This is a genomic window from Streptomyces sp. NPDC005784, from assembly GCF_042871525.1.
In the GTDB taxonomy this organism is placed as follows: Bacteria; Actinomycetota; Actinomycetes; order Streptomycetales; family Streptomycetaceae; genus Streptomyces.
Genome location: NZ_JBIAIQ010000074.1, coordinates 1 through 19,342, shown reverse-complemented (window position 1 = coordinate 19,342; position 19,342 = coordinate 1). Strand labels below are relative to the sequence as shown.

The window sequence follows — 19,342 nt, the reverse complement described above, 5'->3', positions numbered from 1 at the left end:
ACTCCCGCAGAAGTCCACGCCGAGTACGAGGAGTTGCAGGCAGCGGCATAGGTAGAACCCTCAACGCCGCTGTCCGAGAAGCGCAGGGCCCCTCAGTCCCCACTGACAGCGCGGCCCCAGGAACACGAAGGAGAGTGACCTGCACATCAGTGCAGCCGCCTCCGAAAGGTGCCGGCGGCGTGAGGTCCGCCGGCACAGGTGAAGAGGGACGCTTCCGAACGGTCGTTGCCGTAAGCGTCACCCAATGACGGCTGTCCATCATGATCGACCGCTGAGGAACCTCAAGCCCTCGCCTCATCCCCGGTCCGATTTTGGGAACCCATAGGACCGATGCCCGAGCGTGCGCCACCGACCCGTTCCTTGCCTCGCCCGAGATGCCTTTCGCAGCTCACCGTTGTCGTGAACCGCGAGGGCGGCCCGCGAGGGTGGAGTCGGTACCGGGCCCCCCTTCCCGGCGTGCATGGGAGTCGCGCGGAACCACGCGACGTCTCGAATGCCCGGCGGCTATGACCCGAACTTCGTCCATTGCCCTTCGGAGACCACCTCGACGGAGCCGTCGACGACTTTGATGGCCGTCTGTTCGTCGATGGCGTAGGCCGGGACGCCGATGTCGGCGGCCCACCGCTCCGCGTCAGCCAGGGTGTTCTGCGGGAAAGCGTTCAGGTGCGGGAAGATCGAGAAGTCGACGACTCCCAGGGTGCGGTCGTCCGGTGCGGACGGCCACTCGACGAAGTACGCTCCGATCCGGGGCGTCATCACCATGCTTCCGGCGCTCACTCCCACCCAGACCGTGTCGGGCAGCGAGGGCAGCAGATCGGCCAGCCCGGACTCCCGCATCCAGTGGCACAGATAGGTCGCGTCGCCGCCGTCGACCAGGAGCACGTCGGCCTCCCGGATCCAGGGCACGTATCGCTCGGCGCCGATGGTGGGCAGTGCGGTGAGCTCGAGGACACCGAGCGACGCCCAGCCCAGGCCGGACAAGTGCTGCCACCTGGGCTCAGCGGCTGCGAAGCCCCGCACCGATGTCGGGCCGCACATCGGGTGACCCCACTGTGCTGTCGGGACGCAGAGGGCGTGGCACTCGGCGATCGGCTTGCCGAGAAGCTGTACGAGCGCCGAGTGGATGCTTGGGTTCGTGACGCCGCCTGACGTAAGCAAGAGCTTCAAGGTGACTCCAAATTCGCGCGCGGAAGGTGGATGTACCTGAAGACCCGGGACTGTGCTGGAACTCATCGCAGTTGGGTGCGGTTCCTTTCGAGTGAAGGTCGCGGTCAAGCGGTGAGGGTGTCTGTCCGGAAGACGTGCCGGGCCCCTGCTCTTTGTAGCGGGGACAGGAGTTGAACCTGCTACCTCTGGGTTACGAGCCCAGCGAGCTACCGAGCTGCTCCGCGATCGTCCTCACCGCCGACGCCCTCGGCGCCTCCCGGCGGACGCCATTGGACGGGCCCTAGACCTCGGCGTCCGACGGCTCGCCCAGGTACGGGAACAGGGGCGGGCGCAGGCGTAGGAGGCGCCACGAGTTCCACGGCGCCGCCGGCCTGCGGCTCTGTCAGGGCCGCCTCTGCAGGAGAACGTAGCCGTCCTGGTCCGCGACGGTCCGGTAGCGGCCGTTGTTCCGGGCCTCGGACAGCAGACTGCGGTCGTCGTCGGGTGAGATCGGCCAGCCTTGCGGTTGCGCGCTGTCGTCGATGATCCACTCCGGGTCGGGACGGCTGTCCCCCAGGCCGAACACGCTGACCAGGGTGCGGTTGGTGAGCTGCGGGACCAGCCGGTTGGAGGCGGCGACGGTGGCGCCGTCCGGGATGCGGTCCATCAGCCGCCGGGCGGTCGCGAGCCGGGGGTCGGTGTGCCAGGTGGCGGGCTGCGTCAACTGCCACAGCGGGAACTGGGGCAGCAGGAGCACGGTGACGGCCGCGCTCGCCGCCAGCGCGTACCGCACCGGGCCGGGCCGGGTCAGCGCATCGACGAAGGCGGCGAACAGCACCGGCATCAGGACCGCGCTGTAGTGGTAGCCGGTTCCCCAGTAGGCCTGGTTGTCCGACGCGAAGCGCCACAGGAGCGTCGGCACGGCCGCCCACAGGAGCGGGGAGCGCACGGCCAGGAACCCGGTCACGGACAGCAGGGCCAGCACCGTCAGCGCCTTGGTGTCCGGGGTGACCATTCCCACCGTGTAGTGGAGGAGCAACTCGCCGACGTCCGGCGTGGCGGACCCCGCGCCGGGCACGCTGGAGGTGTAGGCGAACGTGCCACCGGGGTTGAGCGCCGGTATCACGACCAGGATCTCCAGGAAGGACCCGAGCACTCCGGCCAGGAACAGGGCACCCCCCGTCCGGCGGTGGTCGTGATCGCCGGTGCGCGCGATCAGCAGACCCACGACTGCGACGGTCAGCCCGAGATCCTCCTTCACCAGCAGCAGCGGAAGCGCCCACAGGGCCGCGGTACGCGCCCGGCCACGGCCCACCGCCGTCAGGGAGAACGCCAGCAGCGGCACGGCGAAGCACACCTCGTGGAAGTCGAATCCGACCGCCTGCGCGACACCCCAGAAGGCGCCGTAGCCGAGACCGACCACCAGCGCCGCCCGTCGGCCGCGTACCTCCTCGGCCCACCTGGCCAGGGGTATCACCGCCACCGCGAACAACGCGGCCTGCGCCACCAAAAGGGTCACCGGCGTCGGCCAGACCCGGTACAGCGGTGCCAGCAGGGCCAGCACGGGCGAGAAGTGGTCGCCGAGCAGCGGGAACCCCGGTCCCTTGAGCTCGGCCACCGGCAGGTGCCCGTGCGCGTAGGACCGTACCGCCTGCTCGAAGATTCCCAGGTCGTAACCAGTGGTCAGCATCCGCTGGTGCAGCCGCACGGACAGCGCCGTGTACGTCACGAAGCACACCAGGGCGAGAGTCAGCGCCGTCGCCCAGCCGGGGGCACCCCTCGAGGGCCGGACGGTTCCGGCGACGGGCCCGGCCGCGTCGTCGCGGGACGGGCGGGACGGACGGGACGGGCGGGATGGGGCGAGGAGCGAGGGCAGGCGGGTCGGCATGTCGGGGCCTTTCGTCCGGCGGATCACCGGTACGGCGCTCGCCGCGCGGGTGGGGCCGGCACGGCGAGCGCCCTTCCCGGGCCAGGACACCGTGCCGGAGTGCCGCTGACCGGGGCCTGACCGAACCTGACGAAGCGATCAGGGAGCCGCCGGGAGCCTGTGCAAGGCTGGCGGGATGAGGATTCTGGTGGTGGAGGACGAGCGCGAACTGGCGGAGACGCTGCGCCTCGGGCTGACGGCCGAGGGCTATCGCGTGGACGTGGCCCATGACGGCCGCGAGGGCCTGTGGAAAGCCCGTACCGGTGACTACGCGGCCGTCGTGCTCGACCTGATGCTGCCGCTGCTCAACGGCTACCGGGTCTGCGCGGAGCTGCGCCGCGAGGGCATCTCCACCCCCGTGCTGGTGCTCACCGCGAAGGACGGCGACTGGGACCAGGCCGAGGCCCTCGACACCGGGGCCGACGACTACGTCACCAAGCCGTTCACCTACCTGGTCCTGGTCGCACGGCTACGCGCGCTCATGCGCCGGGCGCGGGGAGCGGCCTCCCCGCTGCTGGCGGTGGGCGACCTGGTGCTGGACGTGGCGGCCAGAACCTGCCTCAGGTCGGGCGTCGCCGTCCCGCTCACGCCCCGGGAGTTCGGAGTCGCCGAGGTGCTCGCGCGGCGGCCCGGCGAAGCGGTGACGAAGTCGGAGATCCTGCACCACGCCTGGCCGGATGTGGCCGAGGATCTCAACCTGGTGGAGGTCCGGGTCAGCGCCCTGCGCCGGAAGATCGACACAGCCTTCGGGCGGCAGTCCCTCCTGACGGTGCGCGGAGTGGGCTACCGGTTGGTCGACGACCGCGGGGAGACGAGGGAAGGCGCCGTTCAGGAGCCCCCGGCCGGGCGGAACTCCGGTGACTGACGTCCCGAACGGGCGGGATCCGAGCGGGCGCCGCACCCTGGTACCCGCGTTCCCGCCCGGCACGCTCCGCCGACTTCAGCGCGCCCGCAGCTCCCACGCTCGCTGCGGGTTCTCCCACGCTCGGTGCGGGCGCGTTCCGCGTTCGCCGCCGCCTTCGCCGCGGCCGTGCTCTTCACCTCCGGGGCCCTGCTGATGCGGCATCAGCTGTACGACGAGCGGCTGCGTGCCAATTCGTCGGTGGCCCAGGAGCAGGTCGACACCCTTCTCAGCGCTACCGCCCACTCATCCATCAGCGGCCCCTGGGGAGCGCCGTACGAAATCGTCGCCGACGACGGCGTGCTCCTGGCGTCCAGTCCCGAGCTGGAGCCGTACGAGAAGGACGGCCGCGCGTTCCTCCCGGGCCCGGGGCGGGGCGGGAGCCTGCCCCTGTACACCAGACGCCGGTTCACGTTCCCCGCCGTGGTCGAGCCGGCGGCCCGCTCACTGTCCGGACAGACCCTGACCACCGTCGATGGGGACGGTGCCCGCCTCCTATCTGCCCGGCGAGACGCAGGGGCGCGGGGTGGCCGCCGGCGCCCGGGTCCGGGTGTACGTCCTGATCATCCCGGACGATGCCGAGCGAGCGGTCGGCGAACTCGACCGGGAACTCGTCGTGGCCGTTCCCCTCGCGACCGCGCTGGTGGCCGGGGTGGCCTGGCTGGCCACGCGGCGGGCGCTGCGGCCGGTCGAGGCGATCAGGGCGCGTACCGCCTCGGTGACCGCGACGGACCCCCGCGAACGGGTGGAGGTACCCGACACCGCCGACGAGGTGGCGGAACTGGCACTGACCATCAACGCCACCCTGCAGCGGCTGGAGGAGGCGGCCACGGTACAGCGCCGGTTCGTGGCGGACGCCGCGCACGAACTGCGCAGCCCGCTCGCCACCCTACTCGCGGGGCTGGAGGTGGCCACCGCCTACCCCGACCGGGCCGACTGGCCCGCCGTGGTGTCCGCGGCCGGCCGGCAGACGCGGCGGTTGAGCGGCCTGACGGAGGAACTGCTCCTGCTGGCCCGGCTGGATGCAGGCGCTCCGCCGGCCCCCGCCGCACGGGTCGACTTGGCGGCACTGGCGGGCCGACTCTCGGAGGAGTACGCGGAACACGCCGGGGGTTCCCCGACGGTGGATCTCCTCGTCGCCGCGCCGGATGCCGCGACGACGGTGTTCGCGGCACCCGGTGACCTCGAACGGATCCTCCGGAACCTGCTCGACAACGCCCTGCGCCACGCCGTCGACCGCGTGCTGCTGACCGTGGCCCGGGACTCGGCCGCACCCGGGTCGGTGCTGTGCACCGTCCGCGACGACGGGCTCGGCGTCGCGGAAGCCGACAGCGAACGGATATTTGAGCGGTTCACCCGCCTGGACGAGTCCCGCACCCGTACGGACGGCGGCACCGGCCTCGGCCTCGTCATAGCCCGCGACCTGGCAGCCCGGCACGGCGGCCTGCTCATGCTGGCGGTGCAGCCGAAGGGTTCGGGGGCGTGCTTCGTCCTCCGCCTGCCCGCTGGAGAGCTGATGTCGATACGGCCCCGCCCCTGAGCTTGTCCTACCTTCCAAGCGTGGGTCTGAGCTGGTCATTCGTAGGATCGACGGACCCGGGGGTTCTGGGTATGGCTGCGAGCTTGTCGCCGTTGGATGGCTTCGCGGCGCGTTCGATGAAAGCGGTAGAGCAGGGACACGGCTCGGTGAGGGACTTGGACCTGGCCGGTCGGTCACCGCTGGTGAAGCCGTCGAGGTACGCGAGCAGCGATGGCAGCGTTCTCTTTCATGCTGTCCCGGGCCACTTGTGGTCGCAGCCTGGGGGAGCAGGCAGCTCACGCCGTCCCGGTACGGATGGGGCACTCCAGCAGTCAAGTCGGCGGCGTGAGCTCAGGGCGCGAAGTACCAGCAGTACAGGCTCAGATCTTTCTCCGCACGACTTCTGGCTAGGGCTGACAGACGCTCAAGGAGGTTCACTGCGTTATCAAGAGATATCTCATCGTCCGGCTCGGAGACGATCTCAGCCCACGCAACGGCTGTGGCTCGGAGTTGATCCCTTCGTGCACTGGCCAAAGCCGGCGGTCGAGCAGTTCCATCGCGTCCAGTTGCGCGGGGCTGAACGGCGGTACGTGGGCGCCGCGCAGTGCCGAGTGCATGTAGTCGGGACCGTAGGACGTGCGTAGTCGCCCGGCCGTGTCCGTGGTGTAGACAGGGCTTTGGTAGAAGCTGTCGGGGCCGTCTCCAGTGCGCCGGTCGCGCCACCAGGGCTGGTAGAGCACCTCGGCCAGGTCTGGGCGGGTGCGCACGATCTCGTTGTGCACGGCGACCGAGCTGACGATGCAACTGAGTCCTCCGGACTTCGCCGGCCGAACGCACAGCAGCGCGACGAGTTCGTTCGGGTCGGCGTGGTAGCCGAGTTGCCCGCTGTGCTGGTAGCTGCGACTTGTCGGGCCCGACGGCTCGACGCCAAGGGCGCGCACGTGTTGCATGTGTTTGCCTTCTCTCTGTGGGACAGTGCGTCCGATGTGGCGGCCGAGTCCCAGAGCGAGGATCTCGCACTGTCGCTCATTCAGGCTGACGACGGGTGTGATCTGCAGCAGCACGAAGCCGCGGCCGTCCACGAGCTCGCCCACGAGGCTGTGGAGGATGGGGCCGAGCGTCGGTAGTGGAAAGTCCTCGCGTGTGAAGTCGACGAGGTCCAGGCCCCTCGGAAGGGTGCCGCGGCGCGGCCCGCACCAGCGACGACATCCGGGACCGGCGCTTCTGCCCTGGAGACCACCCGCCAGATCTACTGTTCCCCGGCCTGCCGCAAAGACGCCGAGCGCCGCCGTGACCAGGCAAGAGACGAAGACCGCGCGCGTCGTCTCGGTGAGACCACTTCTCTGCCGTTGTGGCCTGAGCTGCCTCCACCGTCCCAAACTCTCAGCCGGCCACTCTCGCGTCAGCAAGGGGCTCCGGAACGTGACCCGCTGGAACCGACCGCGACCCGCAACTGTCCCCACTGCCACCAGCCGGTCACCATCGTCGCGCTTCTCGCGACGCCCGAAGCCGCCCGCCCTTCTGTCCCCACCGCCAGCCCCGACATCGTTCCGCTGCGGAGGAGTCAGTGATCGTCGTCCACTGACCGTCACTGATCACCGAGCCCGCCGACCTGACGGTCGGCGGGCTTACGCCGTCAGCCCATCGAACGCAACCGGTCCAGTTCGCTCCCGATCCCGTCCCGCAGCACTTCATGCTGCGGTCCCAGCCTGAACCCCTCGTCACCCCACCGGTCACCCGGATACAGCCACACAGGCTTGCCCACCAGTTCGGCCGGCTCCCATTCGAACCGCGGCCAGACGTGGGCATGCAAGAACGGGTCGGTGTTCCCCAGAATCTCCAGGTTGACCCGGCGGAAGTCGGGGTCCAAGCGTCGGCAGACGCGCTCAACGGCTTCTCCGAGCCGGTCCATGTCGGACAGAAACGCCAGCCGTCTCGCCCTCGGCAGATCAGACAGCCGCTGAACACCTGGTTCGTCCACGAGGAGAACCGAGTAACCCGGCAAGAACTGAACGTCGCCGATCACCGCAAACCCCGACTCGAGCCGCCGCAGCACGGTCGGGTTCTCACCACGCAGAGCAGCCCCGATCCGATCCATCCTCCAGTCACCAGTCATGGCCCCAACTTAGCCACAGGTGATCAAGGCTCGCTCTTCGCTCCCCAACCTCGTAGACGGGCCGGTAGCAGCCGGGGCACAGCCTGCAGTCCTCGAGTTCGTCCGCCGGCGGCGTGTCCGGACCGAGCAGCGGCACGATCCGTAGGAGGTTCTCCCCGGCTTCGGCCCACAGCCCCATCGGTCGTTCCGCGCTCCGCTCGAAGACGACGTCGCCGTCCGGGCCTTCGCTGGTACGGACCCGGGCCAGCGTGCCGACGCCGTCCTCGGGCTGGTTGGGCATGAACGGCAGGACGGTCCTGCATCCAGGTCCCTCGGTCAGACGGAGCGGCCACGGGGCCGGAACGCCGTCGATCTCGGCAAGGGAGGAGGTGATCAGGATGCCGTTGCCGGACTGGCGGACGTCCAGGTGCTGCATCCCGGCTGTGGAGTGGAACGCGGTGCCGAACCACTCCGTGTCGGCCGGCCGCTCTCGCCCTGTGGGCGGCGTGGTTTCCTCACCGACTCCCCGCCAGTTGATGGTCATGGAGAAGGCCGCCGGGGCCGTTCCTGGCGGCCGGCCCGCATTCGACCCGGGGGCCGCCGGGGGAGGTGTGGCTGGATGGTCCGGTAATCGTGGCCGGGCTTGGGCGTGACATCACCTGCGCCGACCGGGGTGGTGCTGAGGGTGTTGGGGCTGGGTGTCGCGGGGGTCACGTGCGCGGTGGACCGCTGGTGAACCGTTTCGCGGATGGGCGGGGGCGCCTGGTGGCCCTGCTCTGTGCCGCAGCAGCCGAAGGCGCTGCACCACTGACGGGCACGGCGTGAACACCGGTGTGTCTGGGCCTAGTTGTCTTGTTACCGAATGCGGACAGAACCGGGTGAACAATGCCTGTCCCGGCGTCATCTCATGGGGTGCAGCGAAACAGCCGATGCGGCCGGCCGCCCTGCGAAAGCAAGGGAAGGTGCCGTGTCCTGACAGATCATGGGGGAGTTTCATCATGACCACGTACCGTGCCCGTCGTACCGCCCGTACCGCCGCTCTGGCCACCGTCACCGCCGCGCTGGCGCTGGGCCTGACCGCCTGTGGCGGCGCCGACGGCGGCTCGAAGGCGGCGGGCAGCGACCACAGCGCGGGGACCGCCCAGAGCCGGTCCGCATCCGACGGGGACGCCAAGGGCAGCGCGGCGCAGGCCAACAGCAATGGTGACACCAAGGAAGGGGCACCCTCGGCGACCGCCGCGGGCGGGGCGCAGGAGATCACGAGCAAGAGCACAACGGCCGGCGCCCAGCAGTGCCGCGGAGACGGGATGCTGGTCACCGCGGTGCACCGGTTCGCCGGCCAGCAGGGCGACCACCTGCTGCTCACCGCGGTGAACGAGGGCACCAAGCCCTGCTGGGTCACCTCCTACCCGGCCGTGGTACTCGACTGGAACACCAACAACGTCGCGCTGCCGCACTCCAAGAAGGACGCCCCGGGCGGCGACAAGCACATCACGCTTCAGCCCGGAGGCAAGGTATACAGCGCGGTGAACCTCTTCGACTACGGCTCCAAGAACCACACGGCGCAGTCACTCGCCTTCGCGCTGCGCGGCGAGGACGGTCGCCCCGGCCCCTTCTACTCCGTCGTCAGCAAGGGGCAGAACCAGAAGTTCACCTGGAACGAGGCCGACGTGCTGAACTGGAACACCAAGAAGCCGTACGACTTCTGACGGTCCGATGGTAGACGTCCCGGGACCTACGGCGAGCAAGCCGAGGCCGGACCGGTCTCTGCTCCGATGGACTGGACTTGCGCGTGAACGCCAGGATCGGTCTGTTCCTCCGATGCCACTTTCCTCGTCTACGCGGCCTTGCGGGGGCGGGTGACCGCGTATCCCGCTGGCCGCGGCCGGGACGACCGTCGTCGTTCCCGGTCGGGCAGACCGGACCACCACGAGACAGCACGGGGCCCGGCCGTGGGGACGCGGCCGGGCCCCGTGCTGCTGCACCCGACGTCTACCGCAGTACTTGACGCCCCGGTGGTGCGAGCAGGTACCGCGGGCGTGGGCGCTGTAGGACCAGGTGCCGTCCTTGCACTTCGCCGTTGCCCCACGCGGCTGCGGCGAGTTGGCTAGTTCCCGTGATCCACACATCCGGCAGACACCCCTCCCACTCAAGGTCGAAGAAGCCCTTCACGTCATCCCACAGCAGCTCAGACACCAGGCAATGCTGACCTCAGCTCGAACACAACCGCACCCGGATTTCCTTGACCAAACCCATAGGGGCACCCCCCGGCACTGGCCTTATCACCAGCCGCGCCGGTACCCGCTCCGCCTCCGTTTCGCGCTCAGAGAGCTTTGGCGTCGTACGCGTCCTGGTGGTGGGCGATCATCAAGGTGGCGACGGTGTTCGCCATCACCCGGGCCCGGTCGTACACCCGCTCCATGGCGAGGCGTGTCTCCTCGTTTCCGGTGGTTGACGAGTCGAAGCTGGCGAGGAACGTCTTCTTCCCGTACTGGGCGATGTCTGCGGCCCCAGGAAGGGTCGGCCTTCCGGAGCCGTGCCGGTCGCCAGGAGTTCGGCCGTCCGGGTGCCGATGCTCATGCGGAACAGGCGTTGCAGCCTCAGCAGTCCGTCGACGGCGTCGGCGCGGTCGGTGCCGCGCACCCAGGTGCGCTGGTCTCCTTGGAGACTAGATCGCTAAGCGTTGGAACGCTTGCTCCTCTCGCGGGATTTCCCGCTCTCACGGAAGGGCCTCGTTGTACAGGCCGCCACCGAGCCTACCGCGCGGCCCCGTACGGGTTATTTCGGTACGGCGACTCGGTGTCCACGCCGAAGAAGTGGGAGTCAGTCTCCAGACCCGGACACGGGCTGACGAAATATCGCAAAGAAAGGTGGAAGAGATGCCTCTCCCCCTCCCCCTCCCTCTCCCCGTCCCCCTCCCCGCTGACGAGGTCATGTGCCTTGAGGAGTGGCGTCTGGAACTCGCTGAGGGCGACACCGACTGATTCGTTGCCGTTTCCGGCGGCGGATCCTTGTGTGAGGGTCCGCCGCCTCAGCTGTGAGGGAAGTCGATGAACGTGACGGACGCGTCCACGCTGCGGCAGCCGGTCGTGGATGAGGTGCAGGGGCGGCTGGTGTCGGATCCGTACCGGTGGCTGGAGGACGACACGGCGGCCGAATGCGCGCAGTGGCTTGCCACCCAGGATCAGATGCTCGCCAAGCACTCATCGGCCTGGCGGACGAGGCCCGCCTTCCGGGCGCTCCTTGGTGAGCTGATGGACTGCGGGGGCGCGGCGGCGCCTGTGGTGCGGGGGCGGCGGCGGTTCTTGCTTCGCCGGCGGGCTGGGCAGGAGCTGCCGGTGCTGGTCACCGTCACGGGCGGGGAAGGGGGGAAGGTCGAGGATGTAGTGCTCGACCCGATGGGCCTGGATCCGTCCGGGAGGACGGCGCTGTTGGCGTGGCGGGCGTCGTGGTCGGGGCGGCTGGTGGCCTTCCAGGTGGCGGCCGGCGGCGCGGAGGCGCCTGTTCTGCGGGTACTGGACGTCGCTGACGGCCGGGTCGTTGACGGGCCGTTGGCTCTGGGTCGGCAGACCGCGGTGGCCTGGCTGCCTGACGACACGGGCTTCTACTACGTGACCGGGTCGGTGGCCGAGCCGCGCCGGGTGAGACTGCACCGCATCGGGGACGATCCCGCGCACGATCCGGTCGTGTTCGAAACGGCGATGCGCCACCTGTCGGTGTCCCTGGGCCCCGAGGGCCGCTGGCTGCTGGTGAGCGCCGCCCCCGGGGCGCAGACCGGCAACGTTCTACGCCTGGCGGACCTGGAAGCTGATGTGACCGGCGGGCGGGGGCTCGGCACGCCGGATCTGGTGACGATTCATGACGGGACGTCCGACGGCAGCAGCGCTCTGGTCAAAACCGGCCCGCGAGGTCTGCTGTATGCCATCACCAACGCGGGAGCTCCGCGCGGGCGGGTGTGCCTGCTCGATCCGGCGCAGCCGCGTTCTGCGGCCTGGACCACCGTCGTCGAGCCCGGCCCCGACGTCCTGCTGTCCGCCTGCACCGCCTTGAGTGATGCGGGCAGCGGGGAGATGAGGCTGCTGGTGAGCACCGTAAGCAACGGCGTTCCCAGCCTCGCTCTGCACGAGGTGACCGGGCGGCTGCTCACGGACATCCCCACGCCGGGGACTGGTCCGGGCACGATCAGCGGGTTGACGACCCCGCCGGGGGACGCGGACCGGGTGTGGTTTCGCTACACCGACTTCCTCACCCCTCCGGCCGTCTACCGGTTCGAGCTGCCGCAGGAGCGGTGCATGCCAGAAACGAGCCACCTGCCCCAGACAACGCCCGTCCGCCCCCGACCGCCGGCGCCCCGGCAGGAACCACCAGTCGTACGGCGGCGCACCTACCTCTCCGAGGACGGCACCCCGGTCGGCCTGCACCTCATCACCCCTCCCGGGCCCGTCCACGGCCCGCGCTCCGCTCTGCTGACCGCCTACGGAGGCTTCGGCGCCTCTGTGGCCCCCGCCTACTCGCCCACCGTCACCGCCTGGGTCCGGGCCGGCGGCATCTACGCCGTGGCCGGCGTCCGCGGCGGCGGCGAACACGGCACCACCTGGCACGCCGCGGGCAGCGGACCCAACAAACCCAACGCCTTCGCCGACTTCGCGGCCGCCGCCTTCCACCTCATCGACGAGGGCCTTACCACCCCCGCTCAGCTCGCCGTCAAAGGGTCCTCACACAGCGGACTGATGGTCGCCGTCGCGATCACCCGCAACCCCGAGCTCTACGCCGCCGCCGTCTGCTCCGACACCCTGACCGACATGGTCCGCTATCCCCTGTTCGGCCAGGGCGCTTGGTGGACAAACGAGTTCGGTACGCCAGACGATGCCGGTCTGCTCGGCACGCTGCTCAGCTACTCGCCCTACCACAACGTCCGCCCTGGCACCCCTTACCCGGCCGTCCTCCTTACCAGCACACGCATCGACCCCCGGGTCGGCGCCGCCCACGTGCGCAAATTCACCGCCGCCCTCCAACACGCCACCACAAGCGGCAAACCCGTCCTCCTGCGCACCGAAGACGGAGTCGGCCACGGCTCCAGCGCTCCCTCCCGCTACGCGGACCTCCACAGCGACGCCCTCGCCTTCTGCGCGGAACACACCGGCCTCACACTCCCCGGAGGCCGGAAAAATCGTGGGAGGGGTGAGCCCTGACCGGTTGTTGAATCAGGCCGCGAGTTCGACCCTTCGGGGTACCAGCGGGCGAAGTCGTCGGCGAGGTCTCCTTCCCGACCTCGGGATTCTGGCTCCGGCACAACTGGGCTCCGAAGCCCGCCCCTTGCGGTTCTCGCCCCCGGCCGCCCGGGCGGCCGGCCCCCGCGCCTTATGCTGCGTGACTTGGTGAAACGGGAGAGCGAACTGAGGTCATTGGTCGAAGTTCGCCTGGCTTCGATCGTTGTTGCCGGGTCTCAACCGGCAACAACGGCCGTTCCCTCGCCCCGGCTCCCCGGCCGGGGCTGTCGTATGTCAGCTCGTGAAGGTGAAGTACTTCCACGCGCCGTACGTCGTCGAGTTCACGGTGTCGCCCGACGAGGAGTTGATGTACGAGGAGCGGGCGCGCATCCGCAAGCCCGTCTTGTGCTCGCCGGTCAGCTCCACCTTGGAGACGCCGGCGGAGCTGAGCTTGAAGTACTGGGAACCGTTGTCGTACCAGGTGCCGTTGTAGTAGATCTGGAACTGGAGGCGCTGCTTGCGGCCCGGGTAGGCCGTCATCGTGTTGGTGAACAGCGGGTTCTTGGTCTTCCTGAAGTAGTAGTAGGTCTGGCCCCACGTGTATGACGTCTTGTAGTGCCCGCTCACCGAGGTCCACACGTTGACCTTGGCGCCGACCGTGCTGGTCACCGTCTTCGGCGCGGAGCGGGCGTCGCCCAGGAACTTCGCCGTGACCTTGGTGTCCCGCTTCAGGTCCAGAACGGCGGACAGGTTCCCGCTGGAGTTGACGGTGCCGGACTTCACCAGCGTGTTCGGCTTGTCCGAACCGAACGGGTCGGCCCAGATCTCCACCTTGCGGTTCTTGTACGTCGTGCCGAGGTGCGCGGTGAACGTCACGTCGGCGCCGTACGAGTAGACCTTCCCGTTGTTGTTCAGCGTCAAGGTGGTACTGGCGCGCGAGACCTCGACGGTGTCGGAGCCGGTGCCGGAGGCATGGGCGGTGTCGCCGGCGTACTTCAGCGTGTACGTGACCTTGCCGCCCGCGGGCGGGGTGTCCACGAAGGAGTAGGTGCCGTCCGCCTTGACGGTCACCGTGGCCAGCGCCTTGCCGCTCGGCGACTCCAGGTCGGTGCGGGTCACCGTCAGTTTGGTGCCGGTGGGCAGAGCGACCTTGGAGGAGACCTTGCCCTTGACGGTGAACTGCTTGGCGCGGGTCGCCTTGGCCGGGGCGTCCACGGTGATAGAGGTGGCCGCCTTGGTGGGAGCCTCCAGGACCCGCAGGGAGTACACCCCGGAGTAGTTGGACGTCACCGCGAACAACCGGGAGCCGTCAGGCGCCCAGGCCAGGCCCGAGGCGGCGAGTTTGTCGGCGCCGGTGACGCTGGGATCTGTGTCCGGGAAGTCGTACTCCCGGACGGATTTGGTGCCGCCCGGTTTGTAGACGTAGACGTCGGGTTCGTACGCCCCGGAGATGCCCGCCGCGACCGCGCCGTTGGGGGCGATGGCGACCGCGTTCGGGCCGGAGTCGCTGGCGTAGGAGCCGTCCTCGGTGAGGTCGGACGTCCTGAGCACCTGGTGGTAATAGGGCGCGCCGCTGGCCACGACGACGTGTTGGCCGTCGGGGGTGACCTGGAGGTCCCCGAGGTTGCCGCCGGTGCCGGTGGTGTACGCGGTGCGGGTGAGCGTGCCCGAGGAGACGTCGTAGGAGGCCAGCGCCACCGGGCTTTGCGCGTAGGCGGCGGCGATCAGGGTGCTGGAGCCGGGTGCGGCGTCCAGCATCGGGGCGAGGTACCAGACGCGGCCCTCCTGGGCGAGGGTGACCACGGGCTGCTCGCCGGAGAAGTCGACCGAGCCGATGTTGCCCTCGTGGGACCCGCCGTAGCTGAACCACAGCTTGCCGCCCGCCAGGGCGACGCTCAGCGGGCTGTCGCCCACCGTGTAGCGGGCGGTCTCGGCGCCGGTCGCGGTGTCGAACGCGACAATCGCGTCTGCGCCTGCCACGGCCGCGTAGAGCGTGCCGGAGTCGGCGGACAGTTCCAGGCCCACGACGGTCGGCAGGTTCGTCAGCTGACGGACCACCTTCCCGGCGTAGTCGGTGACGACGATCTTGCCGTTGCTCGGGTCGCTGACGAAGACCCGCTGGTGGATGCCGTCCACCACGATGTCGGCAGTCTGCTTCACCGGCAGGCTCGCGGTGGTGTCCGCGGCCGCAGGCGTGGCGGTGATGACCGCCGAGCCGAAGAGGACCGCCACTGTGGTGGCGGTCGTGAGGGTGTGCATACGCACTGCTGGTTCGAACCCCCCGGAACGAAATGAGGATGCCGACACGCCCGGACATGTGTGAGAACTGCGATGCGCGTGTGGCCAGTGAGCGAAGAGTAGGTCATGCCACCGGCAAAGTCGTTGTAGGGGCTCCGTCGTCCGGCCTGCGCTTCCCCAATTCCCAGCCCCCTGACTGGGAGCAGGTCTTGGAGAGGCGAACTCGCGCGGTCAAAGACCAGCAGATCGTGTTCGACCACATCGAACGCTGCGGCAAGGGTTTGGCACAGCGCCCTTTCACCAGGGCGTTTGTCGGGCAGGTGACCCGCTTGTCCCGGCGCGGGCACTTCAGCCTCGGTTACATCCCCTGGGGCAGGCGTGAACGGCGTGTTGTCCGGCGTCGACCGGCGTGCTGCGCGCCCCGTACACTCGGCGGCTGCCTCCGTGTCCGGCGCGAGGCGCCGACAGCAAGGACACCGTGTTCATGGTTGAGGAAGCCCCCATCTACAGACAGCTCGTCGCGGAGCGTGGTGATGTTCTGGCGCAGGTGCGCGGTGAGGCCGAGCGGATTCGCCGGGACCTCCAGCGGGTCATTCCACCGGAACGGGCTTCCGTTGCCCCCGCCGTCGAGCGTGCATGGCCTGCTGCCCCTGCCGGTCTGGCGCTCCGGCCCGGGGCGCGGCCGAGCTGACCGGGTCCGCAGCTCCCCTGTGGTGGCGGACCGGCCCTTCCTCGTGGGCGGCGGCCTTCTCGGCAGGCCGAGTTCAAACACATGCTTGCCCGCGGAGCGGGCGCCGCCTGTCCGGCGTGTGCGTACGCGGCCGGGGTCTGTTCAGGTTCTGGCTCATACAGGCCGGGTGAGTTGTCAGTGGCTGCGCCTACCGTCGGGTGCATGACCAGTTCTCCGAACTCCCGTGAGAGTGCGTGGGTGTTGGAGGCCGCCATCCGCACGGCGCCGGCCGCCGATCCCCAATGGCAGCAGCAGCTCGACAGGCTCCGCGACATCGCCTCCTACGACCCCGAGACCCAGACGTGGCATGCCTGCATCGGCGCGCTCGACCTGGCAGGTGTGCAGATGCTGCAGACCCTCTTCGACGTCGCGCGCGTCCACGGGACCGAGGTGCGCCTCACGCCCGTGGCGGTCCCGGCGTACTGGAACGGCCCCGTGCTGCAGAGAGGACCGGACGTGGCCGCTCTGCTGGAGACTCAGGCCGAGCCAGGCCGACGGCTCGGGCACCTACCCCTGGCCTGAGGTCCGCGCCCCATCCGCGCGGGCAGAGTGCGGGATGCCCGTAGGCCGGGAGATTTCGTGCTGCGGTGCAGCGAAAAGGGCCCACGTCTACGCGCGGGCCCCGTTTCGTCGTCTCCGCATGCGCGGAGGGCCGCGCTGCCGAGCCGGGGGTGTTTCACGCTGGAACAGTTCTTGCGGCTGCTGTCGGGTCAGCTCCGCATGTGCGGAGCGGGTTTCCCCGGTGTCCGGTGCCGCGGTTTCACCGTAGCGGCCGGCGTAGAGGCTGGGGGAGGGCCGGTGGGGAAATTCAGCCGATCGGGCCGGATCCCGGGAGAGCGCAGCGACCGCCACGAGCGGTACCGGACCTGGTCGATGGCCCCCGCCTCAGCCGAGGCGCCGGTGAAGACGCTGCTCCCCCTGAGCATGCATGCGCTGGTGCTGGACGCGGTCGCGGAAGGACAGCCCCGCACCGAGCATCTGGTCCAACGCCTTCGGCTCGCTGACATCGAGGACGCCGCGACGAAGAGGGTCCTTGCACGAGCTGCTCACCGGCCTGCCGCATCTGGGCGAGGACGACCGGCTGCGCGTCGATGCGCTCAGGGTGCTCGTGTACGACCACGTCTCCGCACTGCCCCTGGCCCGCGTGAGCCAGATGGTCCGTATCACGCTGCTGAACGTCGCCACTGAGGTGCCCACCCGCGATCCGGCCTGCGCCGACATCGCCTGAACCGTCATCGCGGACGGTTCGCCGGCCCTGTCCGCCCCGCTGCCATCTGGCTCCTCGGGCGCCAGGACCGGGGCCTCGGGGGCCACCGGTCCGGGACGACTAGCAGAACACGCCGCCACCGCGGATCCTGAGGAGAGGGGAGCGGCGGCTGCCTCACTCCCTCGCGGAGGAAGCCGTACGTCACGAACGCCCCCGGACGTGAGCGCTGCCGTCGCGCCGAGCCCCTGCCCGGGCAGGGGCACCCCCCCGGTGGCCCGTCCGGGAAGGTTCCTCGGTTCCTCGGTTTCCCGGTTTCTCATGTGACAGCAGCCCGATGGGATCCTCATGCCCGTTGCAGCCTCTCGAGCCGAGCGACGGACCGCGCTGGTCCGGGACGATGTGGCCGCACGTCTCGCGCTGGCGCAGGAGTTCTATGCGCAATCCTCCGAGCCCCTGCGCCGGTACGGTCACGCCGAGCTGAGCTTTCTGCGGTGGTCCGCCGCACGCGGAGTGCTCGCCACAGAGTCCGGCGCGCGCCCGGGCAGCGCATGGTGGCGGTCCGTGAACGAGGGGCTTCTCCGGGGCAAGGTGGAGGCGGGCCTGCTGTGCGGCGGTGCCCCGGGGGAGGCGAGTGCCAGAAGCGTCGAGTACTGGGTGGACTGCATCCGCAAGCCGTCGCCCGCCGCCTGGTACCGCGCCCACAACGCCAGCATCGTCGCCGGCTACCTGCGCCACGAGGATCTGGCCGCGCCGGAATCGCAGGTGGAACGGTTCATGATGAACGTCGCCCTGCTCCGGGTCCTGTTCACCCACGCCATGCTCGTGCGGCCGCGGCTCATGCTGGGGCGGCTGGCCCCGCTCGGGCCCCGGCTGGTGGATCCCCGCTACGGGACCGTGAGGTGGTTCCTCGACCTCGGCCGGTCCTTCCCGTCGGTGTACCCCGTCACGCTGACCACCGAGGACACCATTCTCGACGAACACCCCTTGGCACGGATGCTCGACTACGGCGTGATCGCCCCCAGACTCCCGGCGCTGTACGCACTCGCGGCCGCGACGCTCGAAGAACCCCGCCTGATGACCCTCCTGGACGCAGGCGTGCCCGCGTACGTCTGGACCAGGGCCGAGCGCCCGCTCTGGTACGTCGGCAACACGGGCACCTATCTGCGCCTCATCGCCCGCATGACAGGCGCACACCTGCGGTGGCCGCCCTCACCGGCCGGCCGCCACAGGGTCCCGCTGCACGGCTGAAGCCCGCCTTCGTGGTTCACCGGACGGCACGCACGAGACGGATCGGCCGCCCGGATCGGTGACGGCCACCACCACCGCTCCGGGCGTCCCACCCGCCTCCCGTACGCCATCTGGCACGCTTGTGGGGTGCACCCCACGCGCATCACGCCTGAGGCACCGGCCGCGGTGCGCAGTCCGCTCCTCACCCAGCGGTGGCTCGACCTCACCTTCATCCACTGGGCCGTCGATCCCGCGGTCGTCGCCCCGCTGCTGCCGCACGGGCTCACCGCGGACACGTACGACGGGGTCACCTACGTCGGCCTCGTCGCCTTCCGGATGGAAAAGGTGGGCTGGCTCCGGCTCCCCGGGGTGCCGTACTTCGGCTCCTTCCCGGAGACCAACGTGCGCCTCTACTCGGTCGACGCGTACGGCCGCCGCGGGGTCGTCTTCCGGTCCATGGACGCCTCGCGGCTCGTGCCGGTGCTCCTGGGACGCCTCGGCTTTCGGCTCCCGTACCTGTGGTCCCGCATGGACATACGAGCGGACGGCGACACCATCACGTACAGGAGTTCCCGGCGTCGGCCCGGAACCTCCCGGGCGCGGAGCCGAATCGTCGCCAGAGTCGGCCGACCCATACCGGAGCCAACAGAGTTGGAGCATTTCCTCACGGCCCGCTGGGGCATGCACAACGCCTTCTCCGGCGGGACCGGCTACCTCGCCAACGACCATCCGCGCTGGCCGCTCCACCGCGCGGAGCTGATCACCTGCGAGGAGAACCTCCTCGCGGCGGCCGGACTCCCGGCTCCCGACGGGCCACCGGTCAGCGTCCTGTACTCACCCGGAGTCCCGGTACGCCTCGGCAGACCCACCGACCTGACACCCCGGAGCCATGTCCCGCGGACGGCCCCCTGGCGTGGCTAGAGGAAGCTGAGTGAACGACTTGCCGCGGCCGATGTCGACTCGCACGCGGTACGAGCCGGGTTTTCAGCGTGGCGCGGGCGGCGACTTCTCCGTCTTGCCATCCCAGTCGGAGAGTCGCGGCCTGCAGATTGAGGGGCCCTGCGCTTCTCGGACAGCGGCGTTGAGGGTTCTACCTATGCCGCTGCCTGCAACTCCTCGTACTCGGCGTGGACTTCTGCGGG

At 69.7% G+C, this 19,342-nt stretch carries 14 protein-coding genes, 1 tRNA gene and 1 pseudogene; 8 read left to right on the top strand and 8 right to left on the bottom strand.

Annotated elements, in window-relative coordinates; genetic code table 11:
- Positions 1 to 504 precede the first annotated feature (504 nt).
- From ACFYR3_RS44435 to ACFYR3_RS44425, 3 genes are all read right to left on the bottom strand, one after another.
- Positions 505 to 1,233 carry a Type 1 glutamine amidotransferase-like domain-containing protein gene (locus tag ACFYR3_RS44435; protein WP_389288040.1) on the bottom strand — a complete coding sequence of 243 codons (729 nt, stop codon included), beginning with the start codon at positions 1,231 to 1,233 and terminating at the stop codon, positions 505 to 507.
- An 89-nt stretch (positions 1,234 to 1,322) separates the two neighbouring features.
- Positions 1,323 to 1,391 (bottom strand) — tRNA-Thr (locus tag ACFYR3_RS44430).
- 158 nt (positions 1,392 to 1,549) lie between these two features.
- Positions 1,550 to 3,034 (bottom strand): DUF2079 domain-containing protein, encoded by a 1,485-nt coding sequence (locus tag ACFYR3_RS44425; RefSeq protein WP_389288038.1) that lies wholly within the window; start codon positions 3,032 to 3,034, stop codon positions 1,550 to 1,552.
- A 175-nt stretch (positions 3,035 to 3,209) separates the two neighbouring features.
- On the opposite strand from ACFYR3_RS44425, the gene ACFYR3_RS44420 reads away from it, so the two are divergent.
- Positions 3,210 to 3,938, top strand: coding sequence for a response regulator transcription factor (locus ACFYR3_RS44420; protein WP_389288036.1), 729 nt, complete (start codon positions 3,210 to 3,212; stop codon positions 3,936 to 3,938).
- Between the two features lie 511 nt (positions 3,939 to 4,449).
- The gene (locus ACFYR3_RS44415; RefSeq protein WP_389288034.1) at positions 4,450 to 5,514 is read left to right on the top strand and encodes a sensor histidine kinase; all 1,065 of its coding nucleotides are present in this window, start codon (positions 4,450 to 4,452) and stop codon (positions 5,512 to 5,514) included.
- A 413-nt stretch (positions 5,515 to 5,927) separates the two neighbouring features.
- On the opposite strand, the gene ACFYR3_RS44410 is transcribed toward ACFYR3_RS44415, so the two are convergent.
- The 3 genes from ACFYR3_RS44410 to ACFYR3_RS44400 all read right to left on the bottom strand — a co-directional run bounded on the left by ACFYR3_RS44410 (position 5,928) and on the right by ACFYR3_RS44400 (position 8,132).
- On the bottom strand, positions 5,928 to 6,956 hold the full coding sequence (locus ACFYR3_RS44410) for a TauD/TfdA family dioxygenase (protein WP_389288042.1): 1,029 nt from the start codon (positions 6,954 to 6,956) through the stop codon (positions 5,928 to 5,930).
- A 173-nt stretch (positions 6,957 to 7,129) separates the two neighbouring features.
- Positions 7,130 to 7,609 carry a diadenosine tetraphosphate hydrolase gene (locus ACFYR3_RS44405; protein WP_356784798.1) on the bottom strand — a complete coding sequence of 160 codons (480 nt, stop codon included), beginning with the start codon at positions 7,607 to 7,609 and terminating at the stop codon, positions 7,130 to 7,132.
- Positions 7,599 to 8,132, bottom strand: a complete 534-nt coding sequence (locus tag ACFYR3_RS44400; RefSeq protein ID WP_355852122.1) for a hypothetical protein — start codon at positions 8,130 to 8,132, stop codon at positions 7,599 to 7,601. The genes ACFYR3_RS44405 and ACFYR3_RS44400 overlap by 11 nt, the downstream gene beginning before the upstream one ends.
- Positions 8,133 to 8,586: 454 nt before the next feature.
- Between ACFYR3_RS44400 and ACFYR3_RS44395 the strand changes: the two genes are divergently transcribed.
- Positions 8,587 to 9,297: a DUF4232 domain-containing protein gene (locus tag ACFYR3_RS44395; protein ID WP_355852125.1), complete on the top strand. Its 711-nt coding sequence runs from the start codon at positions 8,587 to 8,589 to the stop codon at positions 9,295 to 9,297.
- 309 nt (positions 9,298 to 9,606) lie between these two features.
- Here the strand turns inward: ACFYR3_RS44395 and ACFYR3_RS44390 are convergent.
- Positions 9,607 to 9,717: pseudogene (locus ACFYR3_RS44390) on the bottom strand (DUF3761 domain-containing protein); the annotation flags it as partial.
- A gap of 921 nt (positions 9,718 to 10,638) precedes the next feature.
- On the opposite strand from ACFYR3_RS44390, the gene ACFYR3_RS44385 reads away from it, so the two are divergent.
- On the top strand, positions 10,639 to 12,780 hold the full coding sequence (locus ACFYR3_RS44385; protein ID WP_389288031.1) for a prolyl oligopeptidase family serine peptidase: 2,142 nt from the start codon (positions 10,639 to 10,641) through the stop codon (positions 12,778 to 12,780).
- Positions 12,781 to 13,092: 312 nt separating this feature from the next.
- On the opposite strand, the gene ACFYR3_RS44380 is transcribed toward ACFYR3_RS44385, so the two are convergent.
- Positions 13,093 to 15,057: an Ig-like domain repeat protein gene (locus tag ACFYR3_RS44380; protein WP_389288029.1), complete on the bottom strand. Its 1,965-nt coding sequence runs from the start codon at positions 15,055 to 15,057 to the stop codon at positions 13,093 to 13,095.
- A gap of 871 nt (positions 15,058 to 15,928) precedes the next feature.
- On the opposite strand from ACFYR3_RS44380, the gene ACFYR3_RS44375 reads away from it, so the two are divergent.
- The 4 genes from ACFYR3_RS44375 to ACFYR3_RS44360 all read left to right on the top strand — a co-directional run bounded on the left by ACFYR3_RS44375 (position 15,929) and on the right by ACFYR3_RS44360 (position 19,121).
- Positions 15,929 to 16,288, top strand: coding sequence for a hypothetical protein (locus tag ACFYR3_RS44375; protein WP_389288027.1), 360 nt, complete (start codon positions 15,929 to 15,931; stop codon positions 16,286 to 16,288).
- Between the two features lie 511 nt (positions 16,289 to 16,799).
- The gene (locus ACFYR3_RS44370) at positions 16,800 to 16,994 is read left to right on the top strand and encodes a hypothetical protein (RefSeq protein ID WP_389288025.1); all 195 of its coding nucleotides are present in this window, start codon (positions 16,800 to 16,802) and stop codon (positions 16,992 to 16,994) included.
- Positions 16,995 to 17,318: 324 nt separating this feature from the next.
- Complete coding sequence (locus tag ACFYR3_RS44365; protein WP_389288023.1) at positions 17,319 to 18,221, top strand: hypothetical protein; 903 nt, start codon at positions 17,319 to 17,321, stop codon at positions 18,219 to 18,221.
- Positions 18,222 to 18,347: 126 nt separating this feature from the next.
- Positions 18,348 to 19,121 (top strand): YqjF family protein, encoded by a 774-nt coding sequence (locus tag ACFYR3_RS44360; protein WP_389288021.1) that lies wholly within the window; start codon positions 18,348 to 18,350, stop codon positions 19,119 to 19,121.
- The last annotated feature ends 221 nt before the right edge of the window (positions 19,122 to 19,342 follow it).

What these genes read in the sequence shown, in the direction of transcription:
- ACFYR3_RS44420 (WP_389288036.1), top strand. Translation starts at nt 3,210, where the DNA reads ATGAGGATTCTGGTGGTGGAGGACGAGCGCGAACTGGCGGAGACGCTG.
- ACFYR3_RS44380 (WP_389288029.1), bottom strand. Translation starts at nt 15,057, where the DNA reads ATGCACACCCTCACGACCGCCACCACAGTGGCGGTCCTCTTCGGCTCG.
- ACFYR3_RS44395 (WP_355852125.1), top strand. Translation starts at nt 8,587, where the DNA reads ATGACCACGTACCGTGCCCGTCGTACCGCCCGTACCGCCGCTCTGGCC.
- ACFYR3_RS44400 (WP_355852122.1), bottom strand. Translation starts at nt 8,132, where the DNA reads ATGACCATCAACTGGCGGGGAGTCGGTGAGGAAACCACGCCGCCCACA.
- ACFYR3_RS44365 (WP_389288023.1), top strand. Translation starts at nt 17,319, where the DNA reads ATGCCCGTTGCAGCCTCTCGAGCCGAGCGACGGACCGCGCTGGTCCGG.
- ACFYR3_RS44375 (WP_389288027.1), top strand. Translation starts at nt 15,929, where the DNA reads ATGACCAGTTCTCCGAACTCCCGTGAGAGTGCGTGGGTGTTGGAGGCC.
- ACFYR3_RS44435 (WP_389288040.1), bottom strand. Translation starts at nt 1,233, where the DNA reads ATGAGTTCCAGCACAGTCCCGGGTCTTCAGGTACATCCACCTTCCGCG.
- ACFYR3_RS44425 (WP_389288038.1), bottom strand. Translation starts at nt 3,034, where the DNA reads ATGCCGACCCGCCTGCCCTCGCTCCTCGCCCCATCCCGCCCGTCCCGT.
- ACFYR3_RS44415 (WP_389288034.1), top strand. Translation starts at nt 4,450, where the DNA reads ATGGGGACGGTGCCCGCCTCCTATCTGCCCGGCGAGACGCAGGGGCGC.
- ACFYR3_RS44385 (WP_389288031.1), top strand. Translation starts at nt 10,639, where the DNA reads ATGAACGTGACGGACGCGTCCACGCTGCGGCAGCCGGTCGTGGATGAG.
- ACFYR3_RS44405 (WP_356784798.1), bottom strand. Translation starts at nt 7,609, where the DNA reads ATGACTGGTGACTGGAGGATGGATCGGATCGGGGCTGCTCTGCGTGGT.